The organism is Streptomyces sp. NPDC020362, assembly GCF_040642095.1.
In the GTDB taxonomy this organism is placed as follows: Bacteria; Actinomycetota; Actinomycetes; order Streptomycetales; family Streptomycetaceae; genus Streptomyces.
The window spans coordinates 1-15052 of sequence record NZ_JBFAET010000006.1 but is presented as its reverse complement, the minus strand read 5'-3'; the positions used below and the strand labels follow the sequence as shown (position 1 = coordinate 15052).

The 15052-nt window shown below is 68.6% G+C and carries 12 protein-coding genes and 1 pseudogene; 4 read left to right on the top strand and 9 right to left on the bottom strand.

What is annotated here, in order from left to right; genetic code table 11:
* Positions 1–344: 344 nt before the first annotated feature.
* On the top strand, positions 345–1145 hold the full coding sequence (locus tag AB0H32_RS04400; protein ID WP_361114028.1) for an FkbM family methyltransferase: 801 nt from the start codon (positions 345–347) through the stop codon (positions 1143–1145).
* Between the two features lie 537 nt (positions 1146–1682).
* Here the strand turns inward: AB0H32_RS04400 and AB0H32_RS04395 are convergent.
* Positions 1683–2153: a glyoxalase gene (locus AB0H32_RS04395; protein ID WP_361114025.1), complete on the bottom strand. Its 471-nt coding sequence runs from the start codon at positions 2151–2153 to the stop codon at positions 1683–1685.
* Between the two features lie 1132 nt (positions 2154–3285).
* On the opposite strand from AB0H32_RS04395, the gene AB0H32_RS04390 reads away from it, so the two are divergent.
* Complete coding sequence (locus AB0H32_RS04390) at positions 3286–4515, top strand: PP2C family protein-serine/threonine phosphatase (RefSeq protein ID WP_361114022.1); 1230 nt, start codon at positions 3286–3288, stop codon at positions 4513–4515.
* A gap of 302 nt (positions 4516–4817) precedes the next feature.
* On the opposite strand, the pseudogene AB0H32_RS04385 reads toward AB0H32_RS04390, so the two are convergent.
* The 4 genes and pseudogenes from AB0H32_RS04385 to AB0H32_RS04370 form a co-directional block, all read right to left on the bottom strand.
* Positions 4818–4964: pseudogene (locus AB0H32_RS04385) on the bottom strand (SAM-dependent methyltransferase); the annotation flags it as partial.
* A 125-nt stretch (positions 4965–5089) separates the two neighbouring features.
* Positions 5090–5470 (bottom strand): hypothetical protein, encoded by a 381-nt coding sequence (locus AB0H32_RS04380; RefSeq protein WP_361114019.1) that lies wholly within the window; start codon positions 5468–5470, stop codon positions 5090–5092.
* 1037 nt (positions 5471–6507) lie between these two features.
* A complete protein-coding gene (locus AB0H32_RS04375; protein ID WP_361114016.1) occupies positions 6508–7044 on the bottom strand; it encodes a hypothetical protein in 537 nt (178 codons plus the stop codon).
* Positions 7045–7354: 310 nt separating this feature from the next.
* Complete coding sequence (locus AB0H32_RS04370) at positions 7355–8890, bottom strand: serine hydrolase domain-containing protein (RefSeq protein WP_361114013.1); 1536 nt, start codon at positions 8888–8890, stop codon at positions 7355–7357.
* 380 nt (positions 8891–9270) lie between these two features.
* Between AB0H32_RS04370 and AB0H32_RS04365 the strand changes: the two genes are divergently transcribed.
* Complete coding sequence (locus AB0H32_RS04365; RefSeq protein WP_361114010.1) at positions 9271–9885, top strand: hypothetical protein; 615 nt, start codon at positions 9271–9273, stop codon at positions 9883–9885.
* A gap of 292 nt (positions 9886–10177) precedes the next feature.
* On the opposite strand, the gene AB0H32_RS04360 is transcribed toward AB0H32_RS04365, so the two are convergent.
* From AB0H32_RS04360 to AB0H32_RS04350, 3 genes are all read right to left on the bottom strand, one after another.
* Positions 10178–10972, bottom strand: coding sequence for an alpha/beta hydrolase (locus AB0H32_RS04360; RefSeq protein WP_361114007.1), 795 nt, complete (start codon positions 10970–10972; stop codon positions 10178–10180).
* Between the two features lie 77 nt (positions 10973–11049).
* Positions 11050–11955, bottom strand: coding sequence for an NADP-dependent oxidoreductase (locus AB0H32_RS04355; protein WP_361114004.1), 906 nt, complete (start codon positions 11953–11955; stop codon positions 11050–11052).
* Between the two features lie 84 nt (positions 11956–12039).
* Positions 12040–13110: an alkene reductase gene (locus AB0H32_RS04350; RefSeq protein WP_361114001.1), complete on the bottom strand. Its 1071-nt coding sequence runs from the start codon at positions 13108–13110 to the stop codon at positions 12040–12042.
* 250 nt (positions 13111–13360) lie between these two features.
* Here AB0H32_RS04350 and AB0H32_RS04345 point away from each other — a divergent pair, with 250 nt between their 5' ends.
* Positions 13361–13912 (top strand): MarR family transcriptional regulator, encoded by a 552-nt coding sequence (locus AB0H32_RS04345; protein WP_361113997.1) that lies wholly within the window; start codon positions 13361–13363, stop codon positions 13910–13912.
* Between the two features lie 647 nt (positions 13913–14559).
* On the opposite strand, the gene AB0H32_RS04340 is transcribed toward AB0H32_RS04345, so the two are convergent.
* Positions 14560–15052, bottom strand: a 493-nt coding sequence (locus AB0H32_RS04340; protein WP_361113994.1) for a DNA-directed RNA polymerase subunit alpha C-terminal domain-containing protein, incomplete at its 5' end; no start/stop codon positions are given.

Below are 15052 nucleotides of genomic sequence, written 5' to 3'. Positions count from 1 at the left end.
GCGAGGAGGAGGTGGCTGCGGCGTTGGCTGCGGCCGGCGCTTCGAGCTCTCCGAGGTGGAGTGGGTCTGAGGTCCGTTCCAGGTCTGTGCGCGACTGCCTGGCCCCGCGAGCCTCCTTTCCTGAGGCGCAACTGAGTTACACCTTGCTGTACGTCGTCAAGGCGCCGCGGCAGGGGCAGGCAGTGACGGCCCGGTGCGACCAAGGTCACCGGCCGGCGACCTCTCTCACAGGGCACCTGTCACTGCCATGAGAATGGGCGGATGTCACACCCTGTGGATCAGGGACGCCGAAGTGAAGCGTGCGGGCTGGATTGTTGACTCCAACCCTGATAAATGACCTTGTCATGGCCATGAATGCGATTGAACTGTACAGTATCAATCGTTGGGAGGCGTCCTTCCTGCGCGAGGAGGTGGGCGGCTACTTCACCCACGGCGTCGAGTGCACGCCGGGCGCGACGGTACTCGACGTGGGCGCCAACATCGGTGTGTTCTCGGCGGCCGTCTATGAGCGGCTGGACGGGGACGTGCGGATCTACGCCTTCGAGCCGCTGCCGCCGCTCCACGCGACACTCGAACGCAATGCTCGCGAGTTCTTCGACGGACGCCTGACCGTGCTCCCTTACGGCCTGGCATCCCGTGACGAGGAGCTCGATTTCAGCTACGTTCCGGCCGCCACGATCTTCTCGTCCTCCTCGCGGGACCAGGGGAACATCGAGGCTGAGCAGCGGCGGGTCACCGCCAGCGTTGTCGAAATGATCCGCCAGGGCGGCCTGGGACCGGCCCTGCGCCGCGTACCCGCCCCCGTCCTCACTCTTCTCGTCAGCCGCAAGCTGCGGGTGATGCGGCGGCTTGAGACGCACCGGGTGCAGGTCAGGCCCCTGTCGTCAGTGCTCGATGAGCAGGGCATCGACCACATCGACCTGCTCAAGGTCGATGTGGAAGGCGCCGAACTCGATGTGCTCAGAGGCATCGAGGAACGGCATTGGCCGCTGGTCCGCCAGGCCGTCGTCGAGGTGGAGCGCTGGCAGCAGAACCGCGACACAGTCTGCGAGGTCCTCCTCACGCACGGCTTCACGGTCAGCACCGAGCAGGACCCGGTGCAGCAGGCCGGCGACATCGGCATGGTGTTCGCGGTCAGGCCCTGAGGCAGCACCCGGCACTCGATTGTCAACGGACTTGCCGATCTCCCGGGCCGGGCGGCGACTCACGGATGGATCCTCGGCGCGGGGGGAGTAACGGCAGGAGGCCAGCCCGCAGCACACATGCCCCCAACCACCTCGATGACCACCAACCCCGCTCCCGGAGCGGGCGATCTCGACCTCTGCTGTACAGCAGCGGAGCTGCGGTCGTCGCTTCGCACCCTCGCCCATCGGCGCCGCTGGTGTCTTCTCGGACGCCGCTGCCGGGTCCTGGCGGCGCCCTGCACATCGTCTCCGAGGTGGAGTGGATCTGAGGGCTCGTTCCAGGCTTGTGCGAGGCTGTGTGGCCTTTGAGCCTCTCCCCGTCTGGGAGGGGCTCTCGGCGTGGCGGCGTCCTAGCCCGTGAATCCGGCGCTGTGAGGCCCTCGACGGAGCCGAACCTCAGCTTTCTCCAAGAGGCAGGCACGCGGTGCATGAGGTCGGAACCGTCGTTGCTGGGGCGGTCGGCCGCACGACGACGGCGCACGTGCGGAACGCGGTGGGTCAGGCCGGGGTGTCGGCGTCCTGCTGGGAGGCCGCGAACGCCTCGGGGCCCTGCTCCGCCGCGGCCGGGTCCATCCACATGACCTGCCAGCCGTGGCCGTCGAGGTCGAAGAAGCTGCGTGAGTACATGAAGCCGTAGTCCTCGGCGTCATCTGCCTTGGAGCCGCCCGCCGCGAGCGCAGCGGCGCTGACCGTATCGACCTCATCGCGGGACGACACGCTGAAGCAGTACAGCGCCAGCGTGTGTGTGGTGGGATCGGCCAGCGGCAGTTTCGCGAACTCCGCGAACTTCTCGCGGCTGAGCAGCATGACGAAGGCGTGCTCGCCGACCAGCATGCAGGCGGCGGTCTCGTCGGTGAACATCGGGTTGAAGCTGAACCCGAGCTTGGCGAAGAACGCCTTGCTGAGCTCGAGGTCCGCCACGGGGATGTTCACGAACAGCATGCGGCCGGGGTGTGCGGGATTGGTCATGGTGGGTCTCCAGTCGGTGGCTCGATGGCGTGCGTCCTGGTAGACCGGCCCAGCCGGCGGAACTCATCGGTGGATCTCGGTCAGGTCGCAGTCGCAGCGTTGATCAAGTCCACAGCCGCAGCTCAGAGACCCGGCCCTTCACTTCTTCGGCTCCTGGTGGAGGTGTCCCGCCCGTCGACACACGTGCCGTGCCTGTGCGTGCTCTTGCCCGGCCGGGACCCTTGTCCGTTGCGCGCCCGGTCCGGCGGGACGCAGCGGGCGGCGCGATGCGGCCTGTGTCGTGTCCGGGCAGCTACTTCCGCCTCCTGCCTACCACCCTCACCAAGGATTTCGGGCCGCTCCTCTCCTCGTCCGCGCAAACGACACGGGGCAGTACCCGCTCGCCGTCCGAAGGCTTTGACCAGGGTCTGGGCGTGAGTGTGGGTGACCAGCTGCCGCAGATGGACACCCACATCCAGATCGGCCCCACGGGCAGGAATCTGCTGCCTCTGACGGTCAAGAACGCTGGTCCGACGCCGGCTGCGAGTGGTCACGCGCACTGAGGCGGGCAGGGCGCTCGATCGGGTGGTTGGGGCGCTGGCGGGGGTGAGCGAGGAGGAGGCGGCGGCTGTGCCGGCCGCGCCCGGCGGCGCCCGCACTCATGGCTCCGCCCCCCTCGGCGCCGTCGGCCGCCCGCTCCCGCCCAAGAGGCAGGAACACGGAGCATGAGGTCAGACCACGTCGTGGCTGGGGCGGTCTGCTCCACGGCTTTAGGCAGCCACTTTGGCGCGAACCGCGAAGGTCATGGCCCCAACGTCGTGCTGCACCGGGCAGGCCCACAGACTGCCCGACGCGCCGGAAGGCCCACGGGGCCACGATCACTCGCGCCAAAGCAGCTCCCGGCCAAAGCCGTTCCACCGACCTCACGTGTGCGTCGCCTCGGGGAGGCGGTGCTCACGGTGGACACGGGCCTGGGCTCACCGTTGGACCGCCTGGTCAGACTCTGCACCAGGTCGAGAGCCCGGAGCCCGGCATTGGGCTGGGCCCGACATGCCGCGCATGGCCTAATAGGCCGCTCGGGCGGGCTTCCCAGGTCACGTTGTGCGCAGGCGGTGACCAGGGTGAGCGCCGGAAAGAGATGGTGAACCGAGCCATGGGCGAGGAGATCCCGGAGGACCGCTCGGAGGGTTTCGGCGAGCGGCTGCTCGGCGTGCTGCTGGACAGAGCGCCGTATTTGCCGCCGCAGCTGATCGCCCCGCTGATCGCGGAGGAGGTGGCCAGGATCGGAGGCCGTGACGTCTCCATCCTGCTCCAGGACTACGCGCAGGAGCTGCTGGTGCCGCTGCCCGGCAGAAAACTGCACGTCAGCGAGCCCCAGCCGGTGATTGACTCCCCCGCCGGCCGGGCCTTTTTGCGCGGGCAGGTCGTCGAGGTGCCGCAGGCCCGCGGCGGCGTCCGGATGTACCTGCCGCTGCTGGACGGCAGCGACCAGGTGGGCGTGATGGCCCTCACCCTGAAGGTCGTCGGCGCCGACGACCGGCGCCTGCTGCGCAGGCTCGCCAGCCTGGTCGCCGACATGCTGGTCACCAAGAACGCCTACACCGACCAGTTCTTCCGGACCCGGCGCCGGGAGCCGATGAGCGTGTCCGCGGAGATCCAGTGGAGCCTGCTGCCGCCGCTGTCGATGTCCGTGCCGCAGGTCGAGGTGGCCGGCATCCTGGAACCCGCCTACCGCGTCGCCGGAGACAGCTTCGACTACACCCTCAACGACAACATCCTGCACGTCGCGCTGATCGATGCGATGGGCCACGGCCTGGACGCCGCCACGATGGCGACCGTGGCCATCGGCGCCTACCGGCATGCCCGGCGCGTGTTCATCGACCTGGCTGAGAAGTACGCGTTCATGGACGATGCCATCTCCCGGCAGTTCGGCCCCGACCACTTCGTCACGGCGCAGCTGATGCACATGAACATCGCCACCGGTGAGATGGAACTGGTCAACGCGGGCCACCCCGCGCCACTGCTGATCCGCGACGGCCGGGTGGTGCAGCAACTGGAGAGCGCGACGACACTGCCCGTCGGCTTCGGCGGTGAGGTGCCCCGGATCAGAGAGCACACGCTCCAACGAGGCGACCGCGTGCTGTACTACACCGACGGCATCATCGATGAGCACGTCGCCGGCGGGGAGCTGTTCGGCGAGGAACGCCTCACCCGCTGCGTCAACCGCCTGGGGGAGAAGCCGTCAGAGGGGCTACGGGCGGATCTGCGCCGGCTCTCCCACCTGCTGAAGAGGGAACGCGGCGGGCACACCACCGACGATGCAACGCTTTTCATGATCGAGTGGCGCGGAGGGGCCGCCGACCACCTCGCGGTTCTTGACTGAACACCGTGGCGCGGATGGGGGTGGCTACCTGTCCGCAGATGGACACCCACATCCAGATCGGCCCGACCGGCAGCCGGCGTCGTCTCGGACGCCGCTGCCGGGCCTGGAAGTGCCCCGCACATCGTCTCCGAGGTGGAGTGGGTTTGAGTCGCTCCCGGGGGCGTGCAGCTCTGTGTGACCTGACGAGCCCCTTCCCTGTTCGGGAGGGGGCTCGTTGGTGTCTGCTGGCGTGTGAGCCCGTGATGCGGCTGAGGTGACGTACTTCAACCGCGGCTGAGCTACGACTTTCTCTACGACTTCCCGTCGGCGGCCTCTACCTGCACGGCTCCGGTGCGCGTCCAGTTACGACGCCACCAGGCGGGGAGTGGAACGCCCAGAATTCCGGCTCCCGACGTGGCTTCAGGTGCTCCGGAGGCTCGGTGCCCTCCGGTTCCCCGGAGTGCGGGTACCCCGTAGCAGGATCTGCCGTCACGGTTCGGGGAGTGGAAAAGGGTCTGTGCGCATACGCCCTTCATGGCACGGCAACTCTTGCCGTCGTGCGCCTCTGGCACCGCCCATGACCGCCGGACAGTCTCTAAGCCTGATCCGCCTCAGTCAGCGCCGAGACAAGCGCCTGCCCACTGGCACGGAAATGGAATCCAGGCCCCGCGGTCATCGGGCGAAGCCGTGCCACCAACTGCACCTTGACTCTCCGACCGTCAACACTAATGACGTCGACCCTGACTTCCTCGCGCCCCAGAACGGCTTCCCAGCTCACATCGCGAGAGTCCAGGAACTCCAGGGCGAAGCCCTTCAGAGATGCCTCCACGAGGTGGTCACCATGGGCGTTCGTTGCGATCCGGTTATCGAAACGAACTTCTTCCTCGATGACGATCTCACCTTCGCTGGTGTGAGTCGCCTCCCGGAATTTGGCCACCCTGAAGTCGGGCAGAAGACGGACGAGTTGAGTCGTCATGGGCCGGTTCCCTTCATTGCTCGAATCGCGTCACCAGAGTGGTGAACCGCCTGCCGCACCCGGCCAACGGTGGCCGGCTCTGCGGGCGTGTGTTCCAAGCAGGGATACCCGTTCGATCCGTCGCGACAGCTACGCCGTCCGGGGGTATTAGGCGATGGCGCCCATACCTGTGGCGCTGGATACGGTCAGGCAGGCCAGCGTTGAGCTGCACCATTGCGACGCCATGGAGGGAGCAACAGCTCAGCCCCCAGAGAACCGCTGAATTATCTTGCTGGGCCGGAGGAGAGGACATCCGGGAGCGCGCGGTCGGCGCCGTTGCAGTACAGCAACCCCAGCAACCGCCCATGACCGATAGCCACTCCGAGAGGCCGAACGTCGACCTCTATTGGCTCCGCCGAGCATGTTGGTAGAACTCGACCCGCGCAGCCCGGTATTCGCTGAAAGCCTGGGCCCACGATGATGCGCTGCCAGCCAACTGACCGCGGGCCAACCACTCGAGATGCCAAAGGCACCTATTGAGTTTCCTCACTGCTTCAGCTGTCTCTGCAGTGGTGAGAAGCCTGAGGGTCTCCACCATGGCCGACCGCCGGGCCTCGGTTGTCGCAGCCTCCTCCAACAGCTCCTCGGTCGGTTCCAGGGGAGCCGGATGGTCAGTGAGACCGCGGTACGCAGCGAGCCGCTGGTAGCGAACGGCGCACTCCTTCACTGCATGGCCGTAATCGCTGTACGCCTGAAGGAGCTGCGGATCCCAGCGGGTCTCCTGTTGCCTACGCCATCGGCTGCGCTCGGCGAGCGCTCCAACCACGTAGGACATGAGGCCACCGACTACCACCCCTAGCAACGTCGGTAATTGGTCAACGATCCCACTCATGTGCCCCCAGCGCCGAGACGTCTGAGACCTGCATACCCGCACCAGAACCGTCAACATCAGTTGGCGTCGGAGCGCTGAGCGTGCGGACCATCAGCGCAGGTTGAAGGCACACGAGCCTGAGGCGGAGCCCCCGTTCAAGCTGCTTCGGGACGAAGAAGTCGTGGGTTCACGTCGTGTATTCCGTCGGCTCACGGAATATCGGGCCTCGGGTACCCAGCAGTCCCGGCACGCCCTGCCACAGGGTCGCCCCGTTCGCCTGCTCCCACCGCGCGGTCGCTCGGGACCGCGCCCAATGGGTCAAGGCCATCGGCACCAGCATCACGGGTGGCATCACCTCCTGGAACATCAGGCCGATGAGCGTCATCCAGCAGGCTGTCGCGCTGACGAGTCCCACGGTGCGCCGTAGCGACAGCCGCCGCGCGGCATCCTGGCCGGCGTGCGGTTCATCGAGGCCGTCCATCTGCGCGGCATGCTCGTACCTGCGGCGAAGCCGGGCGGGCAGACGGGAACCGAGCGGCAGCAACGCCAGGCACACAAGAGTGACCGCAACCATTCCCACCAGCAGGGTCTCCAGCCGGTATGCCGTACCGATCAGGGCAAGCAGCACCCCTTCGGACAGCAACGCGCCCGCGCCCATCATCAGGGCGGACGTCTGCTCGAAGCTCACCACCCTTATCAGCCCGGGTCTGGCGTCCTCAGTCATCGTCCCAGCTCTCTGCCCGGACACCGCACGGGCAGGGAAGATCCAACGCTCCGCGGAAGCCGGGGTCAACAGGCCGTGTGTCAGAACATTGCCAAGACTTCCTGCCCAGCGCCCGAGCTCGCGCAAGGCAGCCCGTGCGAAGTGAGCGCCGGTCGCCACCGAGGGCGCTCCCGATCGAGCACGATCGAACCGACACCGACACCGACACCGACACCGACACCGACACCGACACCGACACCGACACGGACACCCGACACGGACACCGGCACCGACGACGGCCCGTGGCTGCAGGTCCGCGGTGCCTGCGTCGTCAGGGACACAACTCTCCCCACAGGTCTGGCCTGCCCTGGCCTGCCCTCCTGTCTTCGCTCGTCCGCATGGTTGTCCCGCGGGCCGACGCCGTGAACAGCGCTGGTCGGGCGCTCCGGAGGCCGGAGCAGTCGGGCTGCGCCAGGGCCCTGAGGCGTGGCCTCACCGGAGCGGCCCAACCGGCGCCGGTGGGGAGGGAGAGGCCGGTGTAGATGTGGTTGAGGACGGTGGGCAGCAGCGCTTGGGCGGTGGTCCGGCCGTCGGGGGACAGGGTCAGGTTCGTCCAGATCACGAGGGTGACGTCGTTGTCCGGGTCGTGGCCGATGAAGGAGTTGTAGCCCGGCAGTTCACCGCCGTGGTAGTACATCGCGGCGTGCGGGCCGAAGCGCTGGTGGGCGATGCCGTAACCGTACTTCTGTCCGCCGGGTGCGGCCGGGTCCTCGGCCTGCGGGCCGTGCAGCCATTGTCGCTGGAACGTGGGGCCGAGGATCTTGCCCCTCACCAGGGCTCTGGTCCAGGTGGCCAGGTCGTCGGCGGAGGAGATGGCGCCTCCGGCGGCGGTGGCGTAGGAGGGGTTCTGATGGGTGTAGTCCCGCGGGTGGAGCTTTCCGGACCGGGCCGCCGCCTGCATGTCGGCGGGGTAGGGCCGGTCGACCAGTGCGTAGGCCGATCCGCCGTACATGTAGCCGTGTGAGTAGGGGGCGGGGAGGGACAGATCGTGGGCGCCGGGCAGCGAAGTCTCCGTCAGGCCGAGCCGGGCGAACAGCCGGTTCCGGAACTGCTGGGCCAATGGGTGGCCGCCCGCTTTCTCGGCGACGAGGCCCAGCAGGGCGTAGTTGGTGTTGTTGTACTCGTAGGACGCGTCGGGCGCGAAGTTCGGCGGGTGCCGGAACGCGATGTCCAGCATGTCCTGCGGCGTCACGGCTTTGCCCGGGTCGGCGTCCATCCTCGCCGCGAGTTCGGGTGCTTCGGTGTAGTTGTAGAGTCCGCTGCGCATCTTCAGCAGCTCGGCGATGGTGATGTGTTCGCCGCCCGGCACTCCGGGAACGTAGGCGGACACCGGGTCGGTCAGTCGGAGCTTGCCGTCCTGGGCGAGGAGGAGGATCAGGGCCGAGGTCATCGTCTTGGTGTTGGAGGCGATCCGGAAGTGGTCGGCCGTGGTGGGGGGTCCGGCTGTGCCCAGCTCGGTTGTGCCCGTGGTCGCCCGGTAGGTTCCCTGCGGGGTGCGCACCAGGACCATCGCGCCCGGGACCATGAGTTTCTTCGCCGCTTGCTCCACGGCGGATCGGAGCTCGGCCGGATCGATGGGCTTCAGCGCCGAAGCGGTGGGGTCGGGCGCGCTCGCCGTCACCGCAGGTGTGAGCGGCGCGTCCGACAGGGCGGTGGTACCTGCTGGGGGCAAGGTGCAGCCCGCGATCAGCAGGACCGCGGACGGCGCCAGCACAGCCGGGCGGCGGGCGGTACGCGACGCCCCGCAGCCCGCTCCGAGCCGGCGCGTGTGGTCATGGGGGTCGTCGTCGCCTCGGGAACTCCTCATGCCGGCTTCCCGCCCTCATGCTCGGTGGTCACGGCCAGGGCCCTACGGGGTGATTTTATTACCTTCCCGTACGTATGTTCCCTTGGAGGTGTAGTGGCTCGTAGTGGCTGTACGTGGCCACTGCCCGCAGATGGAGGCCCCCGTCCAGATCGGCCCGACGGGCAAGAAGCTCCAGCCCCTGACGGTCGGGAACGCCGGTCCGGCGCCTGCTTCGAGTGGTCACGCGCACTGGGGTGAGCGGGGGCTGGGGCGGGTGGTTGAGGTGCTGCTGCTTGGCGGGTCGGAAGACTGCCGAGGTTGCGTCTTCAAGCTGTGCGGCGAGATTTCGGGGTGGCTGACTTCGCCGTTTGCTGTTTCGCCGACTGCGCCTCATGGGGTGTGTGCACGTCGTCGCCTTGGGCTGGCCGGTTGTTCTTTCGGCCTGGTGGTCGTGCTGGGCCGGGCGGGAGTCGGGTGCAGTCGCGGCGCCGAAGGATTGCGGTGATCCTGTCAGGGAGACGCGGCTGGCTTCGCACGGCCATTGTGCGTCGGTGACCGCGCTGTACAGGAAGGCGACGGCCATGACAGCGATGTCCAGCAAGACACAGCGAGGGCACGGCGGGCCCGACAGCAGCAGAACGATCAACAGTGCGTCCCTGGCCGCCGGGGCCATGATGATGCTCAGCGGACCGCTCAGCATTCTCATGGGCGCATCAGGCATCGCGCAGGACAGCCTGTTCGCCGTCTCGTCCCACTACGCCTACCGTTTCGACCTGACTGCCTGGGGCGTCATCCACCTCGTCGTCGGAGTGGCGCTCGTCGTCGCCGGCCTGGGAGTCCTGACGGACAAGAGCTGGGGCCGCGGGGTCGGCGCAGCGGTGGCGGGGATCAGCCTGATCACCCAGTTCATGTTCGTTCCGTACTACCCGGTGTGGTCCATCACCGTGATGACGCTCGACCTCCTGATCCTGTTCGCGCTGACGAGATACCACATCGAAACCAGCGCCGGCCAGTGAACGCAGGCAGGGCCATTGCCGGTGGGAACCTGGACGGAGCAGACCCCGCGCACTTGTACGCGGGTCGTCAGAGCCGGAGCGGAAGCTCAGGTGCAGCGTGACCGGTCGAGCCCCTTCCCCGGTCTGGAAAGGGGCTCAGAAGCGCTGACGGTGACTGAGCCGGATGTTTTGCTCCGCTGACCGCTCGCCCCGGCACCTCCGGCCTCGGCAGGGCACAGCACGGACAACAGCAGACCTGGGCGGAGCCTCATTGGTGGAGCCTGTTGCCGGTGCGGACCGTACGAATGTGTGCTCAGGCGTTGTGCTGGTCGAGGAAGACGTTGATGAGCTTCTGCCATTCCTCGGGCCGTTCCACCATGGGCAGGTGGCCGGTGTGGATCTCCACGAGCTGGGCGCCGGGGATGGTGTCGGCGAGCTGGTGGTGCAGGCGGGTGGAGGTGAACCAGTCCTGGGTGGTGGAGATGACCAGGGTGGGGGCCTGGATCCGCGCCAGATCGTCGCGGACGTCGACCCGGGGAGCCAGTTCAGCGTGCTCGGGGGTGCCTTCGGCGACGCCGGCGGCGGTGAATCCGATGGCCTGCTGGAGCTGCTCGTCCGACATCGCTTCCAGCGCGTCGGCGCCCAGGGCCATCATCGTGAGGAACTCGGCCAGCAGTTCTCGGTCCCCCCTCTCGGCCAGCTTGCGCCAGATGGGCAGGGCGAGAGCGAGGCGGTTGTCGCGGTGGGGGAAGGTTGCGGTCAGTACGAGAGCGGTGACGCGATCGGGGTGACGGGTGGCCGCGCGGATGGCGACGGGGCCGCCTAGGGAGTAGCCGGACAGAGCGAAGGTGTCCAGGCCCTCGGCGACGGCGGCGGCGACGAGCTGGTCGGCCAGGTCGTCCAGCGAGAGCGGCGTGGCGGAGCGGGGGGTGTCGCCGCTGCCCGGGTAGTCGATGCCGACGACGGTGTGGCGGTCGGCAAGGCCTTGAAGGATCGGGCCGTAGGTGCCGGCCACGCTGCTGCCGGCGCCGTGGGCGAGGGCGAGGCCGGGGCCGGAGCCCAGGACGGTGCGGGCGAAGACCGCTTCGGGCAGGTTGCGGGTGGACATCGCGGTTGGTCCCTTTTCGGATCGTGAGGTGAGGTCGGTGCTGCCTCTGGCGCGGGCGTACCAGGGCGATGGCTGGGTCAGGGCAGCAGGACGGCCTTGCCGCGGTTGCGGTGGGCTTCCAGGTCGCTGTGCGCCTGTGCCGCTTCCGCGAGCGGGTAGGTGCGCCAGATCGGCAGGGTGAGCCCGCCGGCGGCGGCCAGCTGCACCAGCTCCGGCAGGGATTCCTCGGCCTGATCGGTGCTGCCGGCGCTGAATCGGACGCCGTGCTGCGCGGCGGACATGTCGGCGATGGTGATGACGTGTGAGCTGTCACCCGTCAGAGTGACGGAGTCGGCGAGCACCCCGGCGCCGGAGGCGTCGAAGACGAAATCGACTCCCTGGGGGGCCGCGGCCCTCACCCGCTCCGCCCAGCCGTCGCCGTAGGGGATGGCAGTGGCTCCGAGTGCGGTGATGCGCTCGATGTCGTGCTCGCCGGCCGTCCCGATGACGGTGATGCCGCGGGCGGCGGCCAGCTGCACCGCGACGGTGCCCACACTGCCGCCCGCGCCATGGACGAGCAGGGTCTGACCCGCCTGCACGCCCAACTGCCCAAGGACACGGAACGCGGTCCGGCCGACGGTGACCAGCGAGGCGGCGGCTTCCCACGACAGGGCTTCGGGCTTGGCCACCGGCCGGTCGAGCAGGGCGTATTCGCTGTAGCTTCCGCCGACGGCGGAACCGAGGACCTCGTCCCCCACGGCCGCATCGGCTCCCTCGCCGACGGCATCGACGACGCCGGCGGCGTCCAGGCCGGGGGTCACGGGAAACCGGGCGGGGACGGCGCTGGCCATCAGCCCGGATCGGATCTTCATGTCGAGGGGGTTCACGGAGGCGGCCCGCACTCGGATCCGGACCTGGCCCGGGCCGGGCTCCGGCGTGGTGACCTCCGTCAGCCGCAGCACCTCGGGCGCGCCGTACTCGGAGAATGTGATCGCTCTGGACATCAGGAACTCCCTGTTAGAGGTGGGTGGGGAAGGGAGCCGCACGTGCTCTGACTCACTGTGCGGCCATGTCGACGGCCTCGCCGCTCAGGCGGTGAGGGCGGGGTAGTCGGTGTAGCCGCGGTGGTCGCCGCCGTAGAAGGTGGCCTGGTCCGGGGTGTTGAACGGACCGCCGGCGGCCAGACGCCGGGGCAGGTCGGGGTTGGCCAGGAACAGCGCGCCGTAGGCGATCATGTCCGCGCTGCCGTCCTCGATCAGCTTCAGCGCGTCGGGGCCGGTGACGTCGGGGTGGGTGAACGGGTTGAGGACGAACGTGCCGGGCCAGGCCTTGCGCAGTCGCACGGTCAGGTCGCGGTCCGGGCCCTCCAGCAGGTGCAGGTAGGCCGGCTCCAGGCCGGCGAGCCGGTCCAGCAGCGCCTCGTAGACCTCGACCGGGTTGTCCTCGGAGATGCCGTTGTACGGGTTTCCGGGCGAGATCCGCAGGCCGACCCGGTGGCTGCCGATCGCCTCGGCCACGGCCGTGACGACCTCCACCGCGAAGCGGATCCGGCCGTCGGTGGTACCGCCCCAGGCGTCGGTGCGCCGGTTGGTGTTGGGGGCGAGGAACTGGTGGATCAGGTAGCCGTTGGCGCCGTGGATCTCCACGCCGTCGAACCCGGCCTCGATGGCGTTGCGGGCAGCGTCGGCGAAGTCGGCGATCGTCTGCCGGATCTCCGCCTCGTTCAGTTCCTGCGGCGTCACGAACTCCTTCGGTCCCTCGTGGGTGAAGACCTGGCCCTTGGCGGCCACCGCCGACGGGCCCACCGGTACGAGACCGTCGGGCAGCAGGCTCGGGTGGCCGATCCGGCCGGTGTGCATCAGCTGGGCGAAGATCACGCCGCCCTTGCGGTGCACGGCGTCGGTCACCGTCCGCCACGCCTGCACCTGCCCGGGCGTGTGCAGGCCGGGGGTGTCGGGGTAGCCCTGGCCGACCGGCGAGGGCTGGACGCCCTCCGTGACGATCAGCCCGGCACCGGCGCGCTGCGCGTAGTACGTCGCCATCAGCTCGGTCGGCTCGGCACCGGGTCCGAAGGCGCGGCTGCGGGTCATCGGTGCCATCGCGACGCGGTTGGCCAGGCGCTTGCCGCCCAGGTCGATCGGATCGAAAGCAGTGGTCATGGCTTCTTCCTCGGGTGAGTGCTGTTGCGCGGTCCGGGCGCTCTGGTGTTGCCCGCACCGAGTGGTTACCTGTCCGAACAAGTAAATCACCTGTCCGAACAGGTAAATCCGCCGCAGTCATTCCCTGTGTCGAATGTGAAGCGCGTCACATGCCCCAGTCTCACGGTCTCTCTGTTGAATCCTGGGCGGACCGCCGGGTGGCCTACCGGGAGGTAGAATTAAGTTGCTCGGGCAGGAAAGTGAGGAAGAGATGGCGCAGTCCACGCCGGAAGCCGGATCTGGATGGGGTCCCGGGGGGTCGGGGCGGGAGGCCACCGTCCCGGTGCCGGCCGCAGCCGGCGGCGGTCCGATCAGTCACGCGATCTTCCGCCTGGCGCGCCTGCATCGCATGTTCGCGGGACAGCTGCTGCGCCGCATCGGCCTGCACCCGGGCCAGGAGCTGGTCATGATGCACCTGTGGGAACTCGGGCCTCAGCGGCAGGCCGACCTGGTGCGGCTGATGGACTCCGACGCCGCCACCATGACCCGCACAGTCCGGCGCCTGGAACAGGCCGGCTTCGTCCGCCGCCGCCCCTCACCCACCGACAAGCGCGCATCCCTCATCGAACCCACAGTGGCCAGCCATGCCCTGCGCCGTGAGGTCGAGCAGGTCTGGGCCCAGCTTGAAGACCTCGTGACGGCGGACCTCGACTCCGACGAACAGACCGCGGCCTTGCGCACGCTGGAACGCCTGGAGCGCAACCTTGTACAGGCCGTCACCGATCCCGCGGGCACGGGCACGGGCACAGGCGCGGAGCGCTGACACCCGTCTCCTGGGGGCGAGCCGAAGGCGGTAGGTGCTTCGTGGCCTCTTCTGTGGGCGCCGTCGGTGTCCTCGCGGACGTCGACACCGTCCCGGCCGCCGCTGCGGCTCCCTGAGCCACGCCCGCTCAGGGCCCGATGCGGACTGCGCAGCAGGAGATCCCTGCCATACGCCAGTTGGCGCTTCGGCGGCGTCTTCGAACGGCGTCTTCGTCGGCCTGATGCTGGAGTTCTGGCGGGCGGGCACCCTCGCTCTGCGGGAGCCCGGCACCCTCGACCCGGCCCCGGCGAGGCTGGGGGAGATCGAACTCCCAAAGCGGGGTCGCAGGTTCGAATCCTGCCGGGGGCACCATGCCTGACCAGGCAGTATGCATTGAGCAGCCCTCTCGGAATGATCTCCGAGAGGGCTGTTTCGTGCCCCGGGGTACCAACGGGGGACAGCGCGGCAGGCGGCGTTCTCGGCCGCACCCGGGGGACAGTAGGCAGGACAAGCCAGAGATGGCCTCCGCCATCGCCGTCTTGATCAGGCTCGGAGGGCTTGGACGTCCGCATCCCCGCCGGTGGGCCCTCGGGGAGCCAGGGGCGGTCGGCCGGTGCTCATCGCCGGCTTCCCTGCCTTCCTGGCTCCTCCGTGACCCGGCGCAGCGTTCAGTACTGCTCGGTCTCCATGTAACCCGTGCCCCCGTTGTCGTCCGCGTCGAAGACGGCGGCGGTCGGGTCGAATCCGGGCGGGCTGTCCTTGAGGGCCAGGCCCATGCCGGCCAGCTTCGCCTTGACCTCGTCGATGGACTTCGCACCGAAGTTGCGGATGTCCAGGAGGTCGGCCTCGGAGCGTGCGACCAGCTCACCCACGGAGTGGACGCCCTCACGCTTGAGGCAGTTGTAGGAGCGGACCGTGAGCTCCAGCTCCTCGATCGGCAGCACGAGGTCGGCGGCAAGGGCGGCGTCCGTGGGGGACGGGCCCATGTCGATGCCCTCGGCGTCGATGTTCAGCTCGCGGGCGAGACCGAACAGCTCGACCAGGGTCTTACCGGCGGAGGCCATCACGTCACGGGGACGCATCGCCTGCTTGGTCTCGACGTCGACGATCAGCTTGTCGAAGTCGGTGCGCTGCTCGACACGCGTGGCCTCGACCTTGTAC